Source organism: Arcobacter acticola, from assembly GCF_013177675.1.
GTDB classification, from domain to species: domain Bacteria; phylum Campylobacterota; class Campylobacteria; order Campylobacterales; family Arcobacteraceae; genus Aliarcobacter; species Aliarcobacter acticola.
In genome coordinates this window covers 1,623,882-1,639,808 of record NZ_CP042652.1, presented here as the reverse complement: position 1 = coordinate 1,639,808, position 15,927 = coordinate 1,623,882, and the positions used below count along the sequence as shown (strand labels likewise).

21 protein-coding genes are annotated in these 15,927 nt (G+C 26.2%); 11 read left to right on the top strand and 10 right to left on the bottom strand.

Going from position 1 to position 15,927, the window contains the following annotated elements; translation table 11 throughout:
* Window positions 1-13: 13 nt before the first annotated feature.
* Complete coding sequence (gene rlmF, locus AACT_RS08355) at window positions 14-964, top strand: 23S rRNA (adenine(1618)-N(6))-methyltransferase RlmF (RefSeq protein ID WP_172126360.1); 951 nt, start codon at window positions 14-16, stop codon at window positions 962-964.
* A 9-nt stretch (window positions 965-973) separates the two neighbouring features.
* Here rlmF and aat read toward each other — a convergent pair whose 3' ends face one another.
* Entirely contained in the window at window positions 974-1,648 is a 675-nt protein-coding gene (aat, locus tag AACT_RS08350) for a leucyl/phenylalanyl-tRNA--protein transferase (RefSeq protein WP_172126359.1), read from the bottom strand.
* A 64-nt stretch (window positions 1,649-1,712) separates the two neighbouring features.
* On the opposite strand from aat, the gene AACT_RS08345 reads away from it, so the two are divergent.
* Entirely contained in the window at window positions 1,713-2,408 is a 696-nt protein-coding gene (locus tag AACT_RS08345) for a pseudouridine synthase (protein WP_172126358.1), read from the top strand.
* Between the two features lie 4 nt (window positions 2,409-2,412).
* On the opposite strand, the gene AACT_RS08340 is transcribed toward AACT_RS08345, so the two are convergent.
* Together AACT_RS08340 and AACT_RS08335 are read right to left on the bottom strand one after the other, a co-directional pair.
* Complete coding sequence (locus tag AACT_RS08340; protein WP_172126357.1) at window positions 2,413-2,583, bottom strand: hypothetical protein; 171 nt, start codon at window positions 2,581-2,583, stop codon at window positions 2,413-2,415.
* Window positions 2,584-2,605: 22 nt separating this feature from the next.
* Window positions 2,606-3,229, bottom strand: a complete 624-nt coding sequence (locus AACT_RS08335) for an HAD family hydrolase (RefSeq protein WP_172126356.1) — start codon at window positions 3,227-3,229, stop codon at window positions 2,606-2,608.
* A 163-nt stretch (window positions 3,230-3,392) separates the two neighbouring features.
* On the opposite strand from AACT_RS08335, the gene AACT_RS08330 reads away from it, so the two are divergent.
* The 9 genes from AACT_RS08330 (at window position 3,393) to AACT_RS08290 (ending at window position 10,112) form a co-directional block, all read left to right on the top strand.
* Window positions 3,393-3,887, top strand: coding sequence for a redoxin domain-containing protein (locus AACT_RS08330; RefSeq protein ID WP_172126355.1), 495 nt, complete (start codon window positions 3,393-3,395; stop codon window positions 3,885-3,887).
* A 271-nt stretch (window positions 3,888-4,158) separates the two neighbouring features.
* A complete protein-coding gene (locus tag AACT_RS08325; RefSeq protein ID WP_172126354.1) occupies window positions 4,159-4,662 on the top strand; it encodes a hypothetical protein in 504 nt (167 codons plus the stop codon).
* Complete coding sequence (locus tag AACT_RS08320) at window positions 4,662-5,372, top strand: sulfite exporter TauE/SafE family protein (protein WP_172126353.1); 711 nt, start codon at window positions 4,662-4,664, stop codon at window positions 5,370-5,372. The genes AACT_RS08325 and AACT_RS08320 overlap by 1 nt, the downstream gene beginning before the upstream one ends.
* A gap of 39 nt (window positions 5,373-5,411) precedes the next feature.
* Window positions 5,412-5,597, top strand: a complete 186-nt coding sequence (locus AACT_RS08315; RefSeq protein WP_172126352.1) for a hypothetical protein — start codon at window positions 5,412-5,414, stop codon at window positions 5,595-5,597.
* A gap of 25 nt (window positions 5,598-5,622) precedes the next feature.
* On the top strand, window positions 5,623-7,467 hold the full coding sequence (locus tag AACT_RS08310) for a TonB-dependent receptor plug domain-containing protein (RefSeq protein ID WP_172126351.1): 1,845 nt from the start codon (window positions 5,623-5,625) through the stop codon (window positions 7,465-7,467).
* A gap of 1 nt (window position 7,468) precedes the next feature.
* A complete protein-coding gene (locus AACT_RS08305) occupies window positions 7,469-8,293 on the top strand; it encodes an ABC transporter substrate-binding protein (RefSeq protein ID WP_172126350.1) in 825 nt (274 codons plus the stop codon).
* Window positions 8,277-8,975 carry an ATP-binding cassette domain-containing protein gene (locus AACT_RS08300; RefSeq protein WP_172126349.1) on the top strand — a complete coding sequence of 233 codons (699 nt, stop codon included), beginning with the start codon at window positions 8,277-8,279 and terminating at the stop codon, window positions 8,973-8,975. Before AACT_RS08305 ends, AACT_RS08300 begins: the two co-directional genes overlap by 17 nt.
* Entirely contained in the window at window positions 8,972-9,931 is a 960-nt protein-coding gene (locus AACT_RS08295) for a FecCD family ABC transporter permease (protein WP_172126348.1), read from the top strand. The genes AACT_RS08300 and AACT_RS08295 overlap by 4 nt, the downstream gene beginning before the upstream one ends.
* 22 nt (window positions 9,932-9,953) lie before the next feature.
* A complete protein-coding gene (locus AACT_RS08290) occupies window positions 9,954-10,112 on the top strand; it encodes a hypothetical protein (protein WP_172126347.1) in 159 nt (52 codons plus the stop codon).
* A 305-nt stretch (window positions 10,113-10,417) separates the two neighbouring features.
* On the opposite strand, the gene AACT_RS08280 is transcribed toward AACT_RS08290, so the two are convergent.
* The 7 genes from AACT_RS08280 to AACT_RS08250 form a co-directional block, all read right to left on the bottom strand.
* Window positions 10,418-10,918 (bottom strand): SixA phosphatase family protein, encoded by a 501-nt coding sequence (locus AACT_RS08280; RefSeq protein ID WP_228720463.1) that lies wholly within the window; start codon window positions 10,916-10,918, stop codon window positions 10,418-10,420.
* Complete coding sequence (locus AACT_RS08275; RefSeq protein ID WP_172126346.1) at window positions 10,906-11,520, bottom strand: acyl carrier protein phosphodiesterase; 615 nt, start codon at window positions 11,518-11,520, stop codon at window positions 10,906-10,908. Before AACT_RS08275 ends, AACT_RS08280 begins: the two co-directional genes overlap by 13 nt.
* Before the next feature lie 3 nt (window positions 11,521-11,523).
* Window positions 11,524-11,751 carry a hypothetical protein gene (locus AACT_RS08270; RefSeq protein ID WP_172126345.1) on the bottom strand — a complete coding sequence of 76 codons (228 nt, stop codon included), beginning with the start codon at window positions 11,749-11,751 and terminating at the stop codon, window positions 11,524-11,526.
* 314 nt (window positions 11,752-12,065) lie between these two features.
* Complete coding sequence (locus AACT_RS08265) at window positions 12,066-13,454, bottom strand: ATP-binding protein (RefSeq protein WP_172126344.1); 1,389 nt, start codon at window positions 13,452-13,454, stop codon at window positions 12,066-12,068.
* A complete protein-coding gene (locus tag AACT_RS08260; RefSeq protein ID WP_172126343.1) occupies window positions 13,444-14,121 on the bottom strand; it encodes a response regulator transcription factor in 678 nt (225 codons plus the stop codon). The genes AACT_RS08265 and AACT_RS08260 overlap by 11 nt, the downstream gene beginning before the upstream one ends.
* Window positions 14,122-14,130: 9 nt before the next feature.
* Window positions 14,131-15,459, bottom strand: coding sequence for a Na+/H+ antiporter NhaA (gene nhaA / locus AACT_RS08255; protein ID WP_172126342.1), 1,329 nt, complete (start codon window positions 15,457-15,459; stop codon window positions 14,131-14,133).
* Between the two features lie 229 nt (window positions 15,460-15,688).
* Window positions 15,689-15,904, bottom strand: a complete 216-nt coding sequence (locus AACT_RS08250) for a malate dehydrogenase (protein ID WP_172126341.1) — start codon at window positions 15,902-15,904, stop codon at window positions 15,689-15,691.
* Window positions 15,905-15,927: the final 23 nt, after the last annotated feature.

Sequence of the window (15,927 nt, the reverse complement as noted above, 5' to 3'; positions counted from 1 at the left end):
AAAAGAAAATAATATGTCAAATACAAAAAAGATACAAGAAAAAAAGACACTTCATCCTAGAAACTATCACAACAATAGATATGATTTTGTGGCTTTGATTAAAAGTGAAAATTCATTAAATGAGTTTGTAAAACCAAATAAATATGGTGATCTTTCAATAGATTTTGCAAATCCTGATGCAGTAATCGCACTAAATAAAGCTTTGCTTTCACATTTTTATAGTGTGAAAAATTGGAGTATTCCTCAAGGTTATTTATGTCCTCCAATTCCAGGGCGAGCTGATTATATCCATCATATTGCTGATTTGTTAGCTAAAACTAATGGTAATAAAATTCCAAAAGGAAAACATATCAAAGGTTTGGATATTGGAATAGGTGCGAACGGTATTTATCCTATTATTGGTGTTAGTGTTTATGATTGGAGTTTTACAGGTAGTGATATAGATAAAACGTCTATTGAATCAGCCCAAAATATTATAAACTCAAATGAATATTTAAAAGGAAATATCACTGTAAAACTGCAAGAAAATTCAAAGAATATTTTTAAAGGAATCATAAATAGCACTGATAAGTTTCACTTTACTTTGTGCAATCCTCCTTTTCATAAATCTTTAGAAGATACACTTGCAGGAAACAATAGAAAAGTTCAAAATCTAACAAAAGAAGTTAGTTCAAAAAACAATCTAAACTTTGGTGGTAAAAACAACGAACTTTGGTGTGAAGGTGGCGAAGTTGCTTTCATAAAGAAAATGATAAAAGAGAGTTTTGAGTTCTCAAAAAACTGTTTATGGTTTACAACCTTAGTATCGAGAAAAGAAAACTTAGATTTTATTTATGATGCACTTGAAGATATAGAAGTTATGGAATATAAAACTATAGATATGGCACATGGTCAAAAAATAAGTAGAGTTATAGCTTGGACTTTTTTATCAAAAGAAGAGCAAAAAGCTTGGGATAAAAAGTAGAAAGTCTACTTAGTCCCTAGATTCTTCTAAAATCTTAAAATACTCTTCTCTACTTATTTCACTTGCACCCAAACTTGCTAAATGGTCATTATAAACTTGACAATCTATAAGTTTAATGTCATTTTTTTCTGCTTGTTGGCAAAGGTGATAAAATGCTACTTTTGATGCATCTGTAACCTTTGCAAACATACTTTCACCACAAAAAATATCACCTATTAAAAGCCCATAAAGTCCACCTACTAATTCATCATCTAAGTAGCACTCTATTGAAAAAGCAATATCAAGTTCATGTAGATTTGTATAAGCTTTAATAAAGTCTTCACTTATCCAAGTACTTGCTTCATGTTTTCTTTTTATCTCAGAACAGGCTCTTATCACAGCTTCAAAGTTTTCATTTGATTTTATTACAAAGCCTTTATTTGCTATAGATTTTTTAAGACTTTTTGATACTTTCATATCTTGTGGTTTTAAAACCATTCTTTTTTGAGGGCTAAACCAATGTATATAATTGTACTCATCAACATACCAAGGAAAGATACCATTTTCGTAGGCATTTAAAACTCTTTGTGGATGAAAATCCCCACCAATAGCCACTAAATCATCTTTCATCATATTAAGAGTTGGAAAATCAAAGTTTTCATCATCTAGTAAATAGACTGCATATTTTTTATCAATTAATTTCATAGTTGTATTTTATTGAAAAAAATGTTAATATCCAAGCCAATTTAAAAAGAAGAGATAATAATATATGGCAAATAGTTACAAAAGAATCGATGCACATCTTTCTAGTTTAGGATATTGTACAAGAAGTGAAGCTAGGAAGTTTCTTAGAATTTATGAACTTTGTATAAATGATAAGAGGGTTTTTGACCCATCAACTAAAGCATATCATGATGATATTACAATAAATAAAGAGCCAATAGATCCTGAAACTATCACAGTATTATTAAATAAACCAGCAGGTTTTATATGCTCACATAATGATGCAGGAAGTTTAATTTATGCATTAATTCCAAATAGATGGAATAGAAGAAAACCAAAAATATCTACTATTGGAAGACTTGATGTTGATACAACGGGAGCTATTCTTCTAACAGATGACGGAGCTTTAAATCATAAACTTTCAAGCCCTAAAAGTGATGTTTTAAAAATCTATGAAGCAACATTAGCAGTTCCACTAAAAGGTGATGAAGAGCAAATATTTGCAAGTGGAGAACTTATGTTAAATGGTGAAACAAAACCATTACTTCCAGCAAAATTAGAAGTTATAACTCCAACACAAGTAAGATTAGAAATTTGTGAAGGAAAATATCATCAAGTAAAAAGAATGTTTGGAGCTGTTGGAAATAGGGTACTTACACTTCATAGAGTAAAATTTGATAGTTTTGATGTGGAAGATTTAGCAGAAGGTACTTACAAGTTTGTAAGTTACGAAAAAAAGTAGGATTTTAACAATCCTCTTTTTTTGTAACTCTCCAACCAGGATATTTTTCTGAGTTATTATTCATCTCATCTATTTGTTTTTGTGTTAAATCTAAATATTTCATAATCTTACCATCCCAAATAATACAAGGGAAAGTTTCTTGTTTTTTAAATAAGTTTTTTATTGCTTCAAACATTTTTTAACCTATATTTTTAAAGCTATTTAAATTTAGCTTGTATTCTTTTTTCAAGTTCTGATACTGTTTCTATAGCATCTTTTTCATGATTTGAAAATCCCCAATTTACTAAAACAGAATCAACACCTGCTTTTGTCGCAGCCATTATATCTTTATGTGAATCACCTATTAATTGAGCATTTATATTTGAAATTTTGTGAATATCTAAAATTTTATTTACCATTTCAGGATGTGGTTTTGGTTTTGAAACACTGTCATATCCTAAAATAGTTTTAAAATGATGTCCAAGTCCCACATGATTTAGCATTTTATGAGCATATTGTGAATTTGCATTTGTTGCAACGGCAAGTGTAAAATCATTTTTTAAATCATCAATTAGTTTTGAAATACCATCATAAACAACTAAATCACTTAAACAATGTTTATTATAATACTCTTCAAAAAGTCTCGTTTGTTCAGCTGTAAACTCTTTTGTTCCATAAAAAAATTCTGAAGAATTAATATTTGGGTCATTTACTTTTTCTAAAATATAACTTTTTTCTAATTCTTCAAATCCCAAATTAACTCTTACATAATTTATTGTATTTGTAATTGCAAATCCACTATCTATGAGCGTTCCGTCCATATCAAACATTATTAAACGCATTTATATCCTTCAAAATTGTTACTTTTTTTAATGGAGAGATTACCATAAAAGTGCTTAATAGTTTTTTGCTACTTTGTCTTTTTTTATGTACTTTACACTTACTAAATGATTTTTTGCAATAATATTGAATATACTGTTATTGTTAGTTATTCTAAGGAAAAAAATGAAAGAAAAAATAAAAAAATATGCTAAAGAAGGATTGATATCCTTAGTTCTTTTGGCAATATTTATGAATGCATTAAGTTATTATCGTTCACTTGATTTAAATAAAGATAAATTAGATATAAATACTTTTACTTTACTTGATGGAAGTGTTTATAAAGTTTTAGAAGATAAACCTTTGATTATTCATTTTTGGGCTACATGGTGTCCTACTTGTAAATTTGAAGCCGCTAATATTGAAAAGATTTCAAAAGATTATGAAGTTATTACAATCGCACTTCAATCAGGAACTAAAGAAGAGATAAAAAAATATTTACAAGAAAATAACTTGACATTTAGAGTTGTAAATGACGAAAATGGAGACTTTTCAAGTAAATTTAATATTAAAGCTTTTCCAACAACTTTTATTTATGATAAAGAAAAAAATATAAAATTTACAGAAGTTGGATATACAACAACAGCTGGATTATATTCAAGAATGGCCTTAGTTAAATAAAAAAGTAAAGAAAAGTAACAAATAGGATAAAAATTGTCTTGATTTAACAATTATTTAACAAACAAGTTGCTAGAATTCATTTATAGGATATTTATATTAAATCCTCCTACCTACTAAATACATTTATTGGGTATCCTATATTTATGAAATATATTTGAATACAGGCTTTACAGTTCTCCCTCTGTAAGGCCTTTTTTATTGCTCTACAATAGGAGATAAACTAATATTTATATACAAGTGAATATAATACTAATTCTATTTTGGAGTTCAAATGAAAAAAATCTTACCAATATTAACACTAATAGTAATAATTGCAATAATAATTATAATATTTTTATCAATGTCAAATAAAAAACAAATGGTTGTACTAAAAGAAGGAAATCTTCAACAAACCCCACTTGAAATAATCTTAGGTAAATACCAAGATAGTGATTGTGGAATGATAATCGATAGTATGGATTATGCTTCTCAAGTTGTAGCTTCCGATGGTAAAACATGGTTTTTCCATGATCATGGTGGAATGGCAAACTGGATAAAAGATAAAAGCTTTAAAGATAATGCAAAAATTTGGGTTATGAGTAAAGATACGAAAAAATATATTGATGGTAGACTTGCTTGGTATTCAAGAACTGATATAACACCTATGAAGTATGGATTTGGTGCTTATGAAAATAAACAAGATGGTTTTATAACTTTTGATGAAATGGCGATTAAAGTACTAAGAAATGAAGACTTAAGAAACCCATATATAAGAAAAGAGTTATTAGGTAAATAATGGAAACGATAAGCATAATATCAATTATAACAATTGCTTTTCTAGGCTCTTTTGGTCACTGTGTGGGAATGTGTGGTGGAATTGTTATAGCCTATTCAAGTACAAAAATTAGAAGTACTTGGTCAAAACAAGTTCAAGCAACAGCACATTTACTTTATTCTTTTGGAAGAATTACAACTTATAGTATTTTAGGAGCTTTATTTGGGCTTGTTGGTGGAGTTGTAACATTTGATAATATGACAAGTGGAATATTCTTGTTAATTACGGGTGCAATGATGGTTTTAGTTGGACTTTCACTTATGGGTAAAATTAAATTTTTAACTATTTTGGAGCATTCATGTTCAAAATCACCACTTTATCAAAATACTTTTAAATCACTTTTAGGTTCAGATTCACTTTTTAGTTTTTATCTTTTAGGAATGCTAAACGGTCTTCTTCCTTGTGGTTTTGTATATGTATTCGCAATTACAGCTGCAAGTACTGGAAGTGCCTTTTGGGGTGCTTTTGTAATGTTTATTTTTGGACTGAGCACCGTTCCTGCTCTTTTTTCTCTTGGTTTTTTTGTAGGATTATTTAAACAATCAAATCTTAGAGATTTATTCATAAAGCTAGCTTCATATTTAGTTATTGCTTTTGGATTTTATATAGCATATTTAGGTTATGAATATTTAGTAGATCCCACAAAATCTATACTAAGCTGTCATATTTAATTTTAATAAAAAGAAAATTTTGAAAAGGAGGAAATAATAATGATACACAATACTAAAAAATACTTTAGTTTTTTTGGAATTCTAATAGCAACAGTTAATAGAAAACTGCAATCTTTTAACTGCATGATACATGCTATTTTATTAGATGAAATACCAAAAATCACAAAGTTACTGCTAAAAAAGCAATTAAAATCAGTAAAACTATATTCAACAAATAACATATAAACATAAAATAATAGGAAAATAAAAAATGCAAAAAAAATTATCTATAAGCTTAGTTGCAAGCGTTCTTCTAGCAACAACAAACCTTTTTTCAGCTCAAAACTTAGAAACTATCGAAGTTATAAGTGCTACAAAATCAACTCAATCAATCAAAGATGTTACTTCTAATGTTGAAGTTATTACAAAAGAAGAGATCCAAGAGAGACATTTTACAATTGTAAGTGAAGCTTTAAATACACTTGCTGGTATTAATGTTACTTCTACTGGTGGATTAGGAAAAAGTACTTCTGTTTTTATGAGAGGTTTTGATTCTCAAAGAATATTAGTATTAATAGATGGTATTAATTATAACGATTTTACAGGAATAAGTGGAGCAGCATTTGAACATTTAATGATAGATGATATTGAACAAATAGAAGTTGTAAAAGGTGCTCAAAGTGGTATTTGGGGTGCTGATGCAAATGCAGGTGTTATAAATATAATCACATCTTCAGCAAAAGAAGGTACTCATACTAATGTTTCTACGGAATACGGTTCATATAATACAAAAAAAGTAAATGCTGGAGTTTCTCATAAAAATAAAGATTTTGATATAAAATTAAATATAACAAGATTAGATACAAATGGTTTTACAACGCAAGCACCAAGTGGGACGGATATTGATAATTATGAAGATGATGCTTATGATAATACAACTGTAAATTTAAAATCTGGATTTAATATTAATGAAAATAATAGATTAGAATTAAATCATAATATAATTAATACAAAAAGTGAATATGATAATACTGTCTATAATTCTGATTATTCAAAAAATTTAATTAAATCAGCAAATAGTACAGGTGACGAATTAAAAACTAAGAATACATATAGTTCTTTAAATTATCTAAATAAAAATGAATATTCAGATTTAAAATTTTATACAAATTATTCAAAAATTAATAGAGATGATCCAACTGGATATACAAAAGAGTTTGATGGGACATTACAAGAGTATGGTACAAATGCAACAATTCCATATTTTAATAATAATTCTTTTGTTCAAATTGGTACAGATTATAAAATTACAAACCATAAAAATGATGTTAATAAAGAATTAAATAATAAAGGATTGTTTATTACAAATAGTACAAAATTTAATGACACTATTTTTACTCAATCTTTAAGATACGATAATTATGATTTATTTAATAATAAAACAACTGGAAAAATTGGAATAAAACATTATTTCCTAGAAGACTTATCATTATCAACAAATTACGGTACTTCATATAATGTCCCAACTTTTTATAAACTTTATGATTCTTATGCTGGATATTCTGATTTACAACCTGAATCAACTAAGAGCAATGATATTACATTAGCATATAAAGACATATCTTTAACGTATTTTTATAATACTATAAAAGATATGATTGAATATAATAGTTCATCATATAGTTATTATAATATGGATGGTGATGTAACTTTACAAGGAATGGAATTAGCTTATAAACCGAAAATTAATGATGATTTATTGGCTAATTTGAGTTATACATACACTTCTGCAAAAGATGATAATGATAAAGGATTACAAAGAAGAGCGAAAGATAGTTTGAAATTTGGACTTGATTATTATGGAATTAGTAAGTTTCATTTTAATGTAAATGGAGAATATGTAGGAGATAGAGTTCAATATGATTTTGGAACATATGATGTATCTGCAGAAACGGGAAACTACACACTTTGGAATACAGTCGTAAACTATGAAATTAATAAAACTTTTTCTACATATTTAAAAGTAAATAATTTATTTGATAAATACTATCAAACAGTTGATGGTTATGCAACTGCTGAAAGAAGTGCTTATGTTGGCTTAAAGGCTACTTTCTAAGATGAAAAGATTCTTATTTATACTAATTTTAGGTGTAAATTTATTTGCAGGGGAAAGAGTAGTAACTCTTTCCCCTTCAATAAATGAGATTGTATTTGCTTTAGGTGAGGGCAAAAGTGTAGTTGCAAATACTAGATTTTGTGATTTCCCAGAAGAGTCAAAAGATATAGAAAAAATAGGTGGATATAACAATATCTCACTTGAAAAAATACTTGAAGTAAAACCTACTGTTGTAATAGGTCAAGATTATGATAATAAACTAAATTCTAATCTTAATTCTTTAAATATTAAAACTTTGATTTATAAAACAAATACAATCTCATCAATTAAAAATACCATAAATGACTTAGGAATATTTTTTAAAAAAGAAGAAAAAGCTAAACAGCTTATTTCAAATATAGATAATGCCTTATTATCTTTAGATTCAATAACAAAAGATAAAAAGATTTTAATAGTAATTAGTCCTAAAAAAAGTTTATCAAACCAAATTTATATTACAGGAAATTATCTATATTTTGAAGATATTATAAAAGCAAGTGGAAACGAAAATGCATATTATTCTACAAATCCTGCACAACCTGTTGTAAATACTGAAAAAATAATAGGAATGAATCCTGATGTTATAGTTTTATTAACTCCTTTTTTAGAAGGTGATATAAAAGAGCAAGAAGAGATTATAAAAGCTTGGAAAGACTTGCCTGTAAATGCTTCAAAAACTGACAATATTTATACTGTTGACAAACTATATGCTGGAATTCCAAGTCAAAGAGTTGAGTTTTTCATAAATGATTTTAAAAAGATATTAGAAAATGTTAGAAATAAATAATTATAATAGTTCAATCTTGCATGAGATTTCATTTAGATTGGAAGATAATGAAAATTTGATTATCTTAGGTGAAAATGGTGCTGGAAAATCAACCCTTGCAAAGGTATTATCAAATTTAATAGAAAATGATAAAGTTAAAATATTTAATGAAAATATTAATAAAATGGATTATTTAAAAAGAGCTTTTTTAGTAAATTACATACCACCAAAGCTTTCTATTTTTGATGAATATATAACTTTAAGAGAGTTTTTAGAATTATCTTTTATCTCATCTGTTGATAATGAAAAAATAGATAATGTAATAAAACTTTTGAATTTGAGAAAATTAGAGAATAAGTTTTGTAAATCATTTAGTTCAGGAGAAAAACAGCTTTTACTTTTAGCTTCAAGTATGATACATGATGCTGAGATTACTATTTTTGATGAGTTAACTGCAAATCTTGATATTAGTCGCTTAAAAGAAGTTTTTGATATTTTTAATGGCGATTTATTAAATCAAAAAATAGTTATTACACATAATCTTGATTTAGCCTATGCTTTAAAATATAAAGTTTTATTTTTAAAAGATGGAATCATAGAGTTCTTTGGTTCACATGATGAGTTTTTTGATAATAAAAATTTAAAAAGGTTTTACAAAGATACTATTAGAAAGTTAGATAATCATTTGGTGGTAAATCTATGAAGTTCTTTTTATATTTAATTAGTTTTATCATTCTAGTAAGCTCACCTTTTTTAGGAGAGATAGCCTTATCTTTAGAAGATATTTTTGATAGTTCAAGCACTAGCTTTACTATATTTTGGGATTTAAGAGTTTCAAGGGTTGTCTTGGCTTTTTTTGTTGGTGGGATATTAGCTTTAGGTGGTTTGATTTTTCAAATTATTTTTAAAAATGAATTAATCACTCCTTATACTTTGGGAATTGCTAGTGGAACAACACTTTTTACAGCTATTTCTATAGTATTTTTTCCATTTATGTATATGACAATTTCATCTGTATTTGGCTCTATTGTTACTATTTTGATTTTATATTTTATTTCAAAACAGATAAATAAAAATTCAATTGCTGTTTCTACTAATTCAATTCTTCTAGTTGGTATCGCTTTATCATATTTTTACAGTTCTGCTTTGATGTTAGTTTTTTATATGAGTAATTTACAAGAAAACTATTCGATTGTCCGATTTACTTTAGGAAGTTTAGATACAGTTGGCTTTAATTCTGTGCTTATTATTATGCTTGTTAGTGCGATATTTTATGCAATAATTTATTTAAATAAACAAAAAATAAAGCTTCTTTTACTCTCTAATGATACAGCATTTTTAAAAGGTTTAAATGTTCATAAAATAAATCTTTTACTTTTAGTTGTAGTATCTTTAAGTGTTGGAGTTTGTATTAGTTTTGTGGGACCCATAGGTTTTATTGGCCTTGTAATTCCTCATATTATTAAACTTATTTATAAGCAAAGCGCTGATAAATTGTTTTTCCCAGTATTTTTCTTTGGGGGAATATTTCTAGTATTTTCTGATTTAATATCTAGAAATTTAAATACTGATTCATCCCTTCCTATTGGAGTTGTAACTGCATTTATTGGAGCACCATTTTTTGTTTATTTATTAGTAAGAAGAAGAAATAAAATATAGTAAAATTTATTATGAGGTAAAAATGCAATTAGATACAAATAATTATAAAATACATCATACTAGAATAAAGATGAATAAAATTAAAGGTTATCTAAAAAGTACTTTAAGAAAACGAGAAGCTCATATTGCATATGATAATATGATAAATTCAGAATATATGTTTTTTGAATACTTAATTTAAAAGAAAATGAAAAGATAAAATATAAGCCAAAAATATTATTTATCCAAATTATTTTAAATTTATTACTATTAGGCGCTGGCTGCTATTTATTTTTAATGAATTTAATATTTTTAATGGTATTAATTGTAGGTTTGATTGTTCTAAATTAGTTTTTAATTTGGGCTTATTCTTTTATCTCAATTATAAGAAATACATTTAAAAAAAGAGAAAATAAACAATTATGGCTTTTCTTGATTTTTATTCTGCCTTTTAGTGTATTTTTTTATCCTGATTTGAAAAGAGTACAAATAGAAGTAAATTAATTTTTATGTGTATTTCTTAGGATATTCATATGAAATCAAAGCAGTATTCTTTTTTGATATTTTTTCCCAAGAATCAGTATCAAAAGAGATTTCCACAACTGCACATGTTGGAATATCTAAATTAGTTTGGCATAAATGATTTATTAAGGCAGAAAGTCCAGGATTATGTCCTATGAAAAAAACTGAATTATTTTTATCATCTATTTCATAGATAATTTTTTCTAAAGTAGAATAAGGAGTTTCATAGATACTTTTATTTGTTTCTATGTTATTTTTGTATTCAACTCTATTTGCAATGATCTCGGCAGTTGTTATAGCTCGAAGAGCAGGTGAGCTTAAAATCAAATCTGGATTAATATTCTTATTTTTTAATAAACTTCCCATAAATGGTGCATTTTTTAAACCTCTTTTATTTAAAGGTCTATCAAAATCTTTTAAAGTGTCATCACTCCAATCGGATTTCGCATGTCTTATTATATATAGCTTTTTTATTATAAATTCCAATGTTTTAATTTGTTATGATCTAAGTCTTTTTTTACAGTTTGACAAAGTTGAGGAAAGAAATTCAAAAAATCATCTTCCAATAAATCTATATTTTCAACCACATTATCAAAGTAACTTACGGCTGTTTCTCTCTGTTTTAATCTTGGTGAGAGTCTTGTATCCATTCTTTCAAAAGAAGCTTTTAATTGATTTAAGTTGTGATATTTGTTTAGTAAATCCCTATCAATCATATTATAAATAGGAATATTTACATGATTTGGGAAATAGGGTGTTCTTTTGTTTGCTTGATGATAAAAAACTTTTGAAAATTCATTTATTGAAGTTTTACAAAATTCATCCCAGTTTTTTGTCAAAAAATAATCATAAGTTAAATCAATAATAACTGGTTTTAATAAACCTTTTTCTCTTAACCTTCTTTTACTGCAACTGACTATTTCATGTGAATCTGTATATGAATCAATTATTTTATGTGTAGCCATTCCATTTTTCATATCTATACTTGCATCTTCCCAAGTTTTACCTTTAAGTGGATCAGCAAGAAAATTTCCAATTTGGAAATCTATTTTTTGCTCAGATAAGAAAACGTGTGCTAACCAATTCATTTATTACTTTTTATTCTTTTTCTTTGCAGCTTTAGCTAGTTTTGCGTTCTTTTTTCTTTTTTCTTTTTTTGCTTCAACATTTGCAGCTTTTCTAGCATTTATTATTTGTTGTTGTTTTGCTGCTTCTTCAGGAGAAAAAGATGCTTTTACTGTGTTAGTTTGTTGAGTCATTCTTTTTGCTAGTTTTTCGCCTTTTGTTGTATCTACACTTGAAGTATTTGCTCTTCCCATTATTTACCTTATTTATATTTTTAAAATTTCCGTATTATATTAGATTTTCGATAAAGAAGGTATTACACAAAGAATATTACTAAATTTTTAAGTTATTCTACTCACTATTTTTCATAGTGAGAAAGAAAATTTGGAATTAAAAACTTGCGCTTATAAAACCAATAACAGTAAAAGAAACTGCCACTAAGATTACTAAATTTCTAACTACTTCCATTATAATTCCTTTTAATTGATTTCAACTATCGATATAAATAATTATATAGAATTAGTGTCAATTTTAAAATGTGCAAATTATTTACACTTTCTTGACGTTTTTAGATGTTTTTAAAAATTATTGAAAAGATATTTTGAGAGTTTTTATAATCATATTCCAATTTAAAATTATGCTTTTGAATAATTTTATTTACAATATTTAATCCTAATCCATGACCTGATTGTTGATTTGTGTCTCTAGTAAATGGTTTTATATAATAAATAAGGTCATTTGACAATTTCTGAGCAATATTTTTTACATTTAATCTATTGTTTTTTGCTTCAATTTCAATGGGAAAATCTTCGGCATATTTCAAGGCATTATCAATTAAATTTTTTAAAGCAATTGTTAAATAATATTTATCTGCAAGAATATAAAAATCATTTTTTATCTCTAGTTTTATTTTTGATTCATCATCAATAGATAGTTTTGATAAGGCTTCCAAAATCAAACTACTTACTTTAAATTCAGAAGATTTTAATGTAGCAAAATTTAGTTTTTCCCTTTGTAATAGTTTACTTGTTAGCTCTTCAATATCCGAAAATACTCGATTTATACTTGAAATTTCACTACTTGCATTTTTACTTTTTAGATTTTCAAGTAAAAACTTACCTTTTGCAATGGGAGTTTTTAGTTCGTGGCTAATATTTCTTAAAAGCTCTTCTCTTGAATGAATAATTTCATGTTGTTTTTCAAGATATGAGTTTAGATTGTTTGTTATTTCACTTAGCTCGTTATTTTCTCCAATATCTACTTTAATACTATTCTCATCATCTTTAAAAAGTTGTAGCACACCTACATTTAGTTTATATAGTTTGTCTTTAATCTCTTTAATGATTTTTCCTGAAATTATAAATGAGATGATAATTGCAACAAGAAGTAAAATTACTAATTCTAGTTTTATAGTTTCGATGAAATCTTCTGTGTTTTTTTCTGTTTTATTTAACTCATCTTGTAAATAATCTATCTCTTCAATCAAAAGTTTTTGAATAAGAGTACTTATTTGCTCATACTTTTTATTAAATAAATTGAAGTTTTTTTCTTCTTTTTTTAAAACAAGCTCATAAAGTTCTTGTTTGATTAATTTTTCTATATTTTCAAATTCTAGAAATATTAACTCTAAATTCTCTTTTTCTTTTATTGATTCTGAATTATTTATAGTGTCAGTTTTTTGAGACTTTAGATTTAGAAAAAGCTCATTTGCTTTTTCCAATCTTTTTTTTACAATATTCATTTTTTCATAATCAGTGATAATATCAAGTGCAATCCAGGAAAAAGAGTTGTTGTACTCTTTTAATTTTTCAACTCTTCTTATTTGGTCATATCTGTGTTTTTGAGAATTATGAACTTCATTTAAATTAAATAGGGTATAAAAAAACACACCTATTATAAACATTAATATAAATAGGATTAAAGAAAAAGATATATAAAGTCTTTGTTTAATTGTCATTTGTAAATTTATATCCTATTCCCCAAACAGATTTTATATATTTAGCCTCTTTAGAATCATCATTTATTTTAAACCGAATATTACTTACATGCATATCAATAGTTCTATTTTTTGTATCCTTTTTTAGGGAAGTTTGATTAACTATATCTTCTCTTGAGACTACTTTATTCATATTTTCTATAAACATAAAAAAGATTTCCGATTCTATTTTTGTAAATTCAATTTCTTGATTTTCTAAAGAAACTCTTTTTTTATCTAAATCAATAGTTAAATCATTTATTTTGATTTTGTCATCATTTATATATCTTTTTAGTGTAGCATCAATTCTAAGAACTAATTCCCTTGGCTCATAAGGTTTTGCTAAGTAATCATCAGCACCTAGTTCAAAACCATGAATTTTATTTCCTATATCATCTCTTGCTGTTGAGATGATGATTGGTATATTTTTTATCTCTTTTAATTTTTTGAATAAATCAAAACCATCCATCCCTGGAAGTCCTAAATCCAAAATTACAATAGAGTATAGATGGTGATTTTCTTCAAAATCTTTTAGTGCTTCTAAAGGCTTAGAAAAAACAACACAATCATAATCATAAGATTTTAAAAAACTACTAATTAAATTTTGTAACTCAAGATTATCTTCAATTAAAAGAACATTTTTATTCATTAAATACCTTTATTTTTTACTTATTGTTCTTAGCCAAAGATACCCAAATAAAGCTGAAAATAAAGAAGCACTTAGGATTCCAATTTTTGCTTGTAAAATTAATTCGGGATTATTTATAAATGCAAGATCAGCTACAAATATAGACATAGTAAATCCAATTCCACCTAAAAATGCTACTCCAAATACTTGACTTAAAGTGCTGTCTTTTGGTAGTTGAGCAATTTTTAATTTCACAGCCACATAAGAAACTCCAAAAATACCAATCACTTTTCCAAAGATTAAACCTAATATAATTCCTAATGATACAGGTTCTACAATTGTTGTACTAATAGAACTAAAATCTATTTTTATACCTGCATTTGCCAATGCAAAAATTGGGATGATAATAAGTGCAACAGGTAGATGTAAATTGTGTTCTAGTCTTGCTGCTGGAGTTTCTACCTCATTTATTTTATTTCTAATATTAGTTAATATTCTTTTTTGTTCTTCATTTATTTGATAGTTCTCATCAACTGGATATTTATCGTACTCATCTAGTAGAACTTTAGCTTCTTTTGTTAAAGTCGATGGAACTCTTTTTGGAGTTGAAGGAATTGCAAGTGCTGCTAAAACTCCAGCAATTGTAGCATGAACGCCAGATTCAAGCATAAAAAACCACATTAATAAGCCAACAATAAAATAAGGTAAAAGCATATGAATACCAAACCTGTTAAATGCAAGCATAAGTACAAACATTAATCCAGCTAAACTTAAAGCCATCATATTAATTGTATCTGTATAAAATAGTGCGATTACAATCACTGCACCTAAATCATCTACAATAGCAAGGGCAACTAAAAATGTAACTAAGGCGGTTGGTACTCTTTTCCCTAATAACACTAAAGCACTAATTGCAAAGGCAATATCTGTTGCCATTGGGATTCCCCAACCAGCACTTCCAACTGTTTCATAATTTAAACTTGTATAAATAAGTGCTGGAAATACCATTCCACCAATTGCTGCTAAAATAGGTAATATTGCAACTTTTAAATTAGAAAGTTCACCTGCTGTTATTTCTCTTTTTATTTCAAGTCCAATAAGAAAGAAAAATATTGCCATAAGACCATCATTTATCCAATGATGTAGTGAATGTGAAAGAGCCCATGAACCAACATTAAAATCAATATTCATATGAAAAAAGTGTGAATATGTCTCATATAAAGATGTATTTGCTAATATCAATGCAATAATTGTCATCACAATTAATATTAAACCTGTTGTAGTTTGTGCATGTAAAAACTCTTCAAATGGAGTTGATACTTTTTTGAAAGCTTTTTCCCAAGGAGCATATAGTTTCATTTTAATTCCTCTAAATTGAAGTTTATAAATTTTTAAAATAATTATAATTGTCAATTATACTTTTTAAGTGTAAACTTTTTTACAAGTGTTTTATTTACAATTTATTGACATTTTTATGAGTTATTTATATATATTGTAAATTATTGAGAAATTATAACTTTTACTTATTAAAATATAAACAAATTTTAATTTTTATAAGTTATAATTATAAAAATATTTAGAAAAAACCTTATTTGCAAGTTGGATTTAGCTTAGCTTTTAGTTTTTTTGGTAAATGAGCAAAGACCATAGTACTATTTTTGATAAATTTATCTTTTTCAAAGATTGCAATGTCCAAACTCATAGTATCAGTTTTAAAATTTAGTAGTTTTATAGTTTGATTTCTCTCTTCAAAAGTTAGATTTTCTTTACTTAAGTCTATTGTTGATTTTTTGATTTTTGCCAAAACTTGCCTTTGAATTTTTTTTC

What these genes read in the sequence shown, in the direction of transcription:
- AACT_RS08315 (WP_172126352.1), top strand. Translation starts at nt 5,412, where the DNA reads ATGATACACAATACTAAAAAATACTTTAGTTTTTTTGGAATTCTAATA.
- AACT_RS08340 (WP_172126357.1), bottom strand. Translation starts at nt 2,583, where the DNA reads ATGTTTGAAGCAATAAAAAACTTATTTAAAAAACAAGAAACTTTCCCT.
- AACT_RS08300 (WP_172126349.1), top strand. Translation starts at nt 8,277, where the DNA reads ATGTTAGAAATAAATAATTATAATAGTTCAATCTTGCATGAGATTTCA.
- aat (WP_172126359.1), bottom strand. Translation starts at nt 1,648, where the DNA reads ATGAAATTAATTGATAAAAAATATGCAGTCTATTTACTAGATGATGAA.
- AACT_RS08310 (WP_172126351.1), top strand. Translation starts at nt 5,623, where the DNA reads ATGCAAAAAAAATTATCTATAAGCTTAGTTGCAAGCGTTCTTCTAGCA.
- AACT_RS08290 (WP_172126347.1), top strand. Translation starts at nt 9,954, where the DNA reads ATGCAATTAGATACAAATAATTATAAAATACATCATACTAGAATAAAG.
- AACT_RS08275 (WP_172126346.1), bottom strand. Translation starts at nt 11,520, where the DNA reads ATGAATTGGTTAGCACACGTTTTCTTATCTGAGCAAAAAATAGATTTC.
- rlmF (WP_172126360.1), top strand. Translation starts at nt 14, where the DNA reads ATGTCAAATACAAAAAAGATACAAGAAAAAAAGACACTTCATCCTAGA.
- AACT_RS08335 (WP_172126356.1), bottom strand. Translation starts at nt 3,229, where the DNA reads ATGCGTTTAATAATGTTTGATATGGACGGAACGCTCATAGATAGTGGA.
- AACT_RS08330 (WP_172126355.1), top strand. Translation starts at nt 3,393, where the DNA reads ATGAAAGAAAAAATAAAAAAATATGCTAAAGAAGGATTGATATCCTTA.
- AACT_RS08260 (WP_172126343.1), bottom strand. Translation starts at nt 14,121, where the DNA reads ATGAATAAAAATGTTCTTTTAATTGAAGATAATCTTGAGTTACAAAAT.
- AACT_RS08265 (WP_172126344.1), bottom strand. Translation starts at nt 13,454, where the DNA reads ATGACAATTAAACAAAGACTTTATATATCTTTTTCTTTAATCCTATTT.
- nhaA (WP_172126342.1), bottom strand. Translation starts at nt 15,459, where the DNA reads ATGAAACTATATGCTCCTTGGGAAAAAGCTTTCAAAAAAGTATCAACT.
- AACT_RS08320 (WP_172126353.1), top strand. Translation starts at nt 4,662, where the DNA reads ATGGAAACGATAAGCATAATATCAATTATAACAATTGCTTTTCTAGGC.
- AACT_RS08295 (WP_172126348.1), top strand. Translation starts at nt 8,972, where the DNA reads ATGAAGTTCTTTTTATATTTAATTAGTTTTATCATTCTAGTAAGCTCA.
- AACT_RS08345 (WP_172126358.1), top strand. Translation starts at nt 1,713, where the DNA reads ATGGCAAATAGTTACAAAAGAATCGATGCACATCTTTCTAGTTTAGGA.
- AACT_RS08270 (WP_172126345.1), bottom strand. Translation starts at nt 11,751, where the DNA reads ATGGGAAGAGCAAATACTTCAAGTGTAGATACAACAAAAGGCGAAAAA.
- AACT_RS08325 (WP_172126354.1), top strand. Translation starts at nt 4,159, where the DNA reads ATGAAAAAAATCTTACCAATATTAACACTAATAGTAATAATTGCAATA.
- AACT_RS08305 (WP_172126350.1), top strand. Translation starts at nt 7,469, where the DNA reads ATGAAAAGATTCTTATTTATACTAATTTTAGGTGTAAATTTATTTGCA.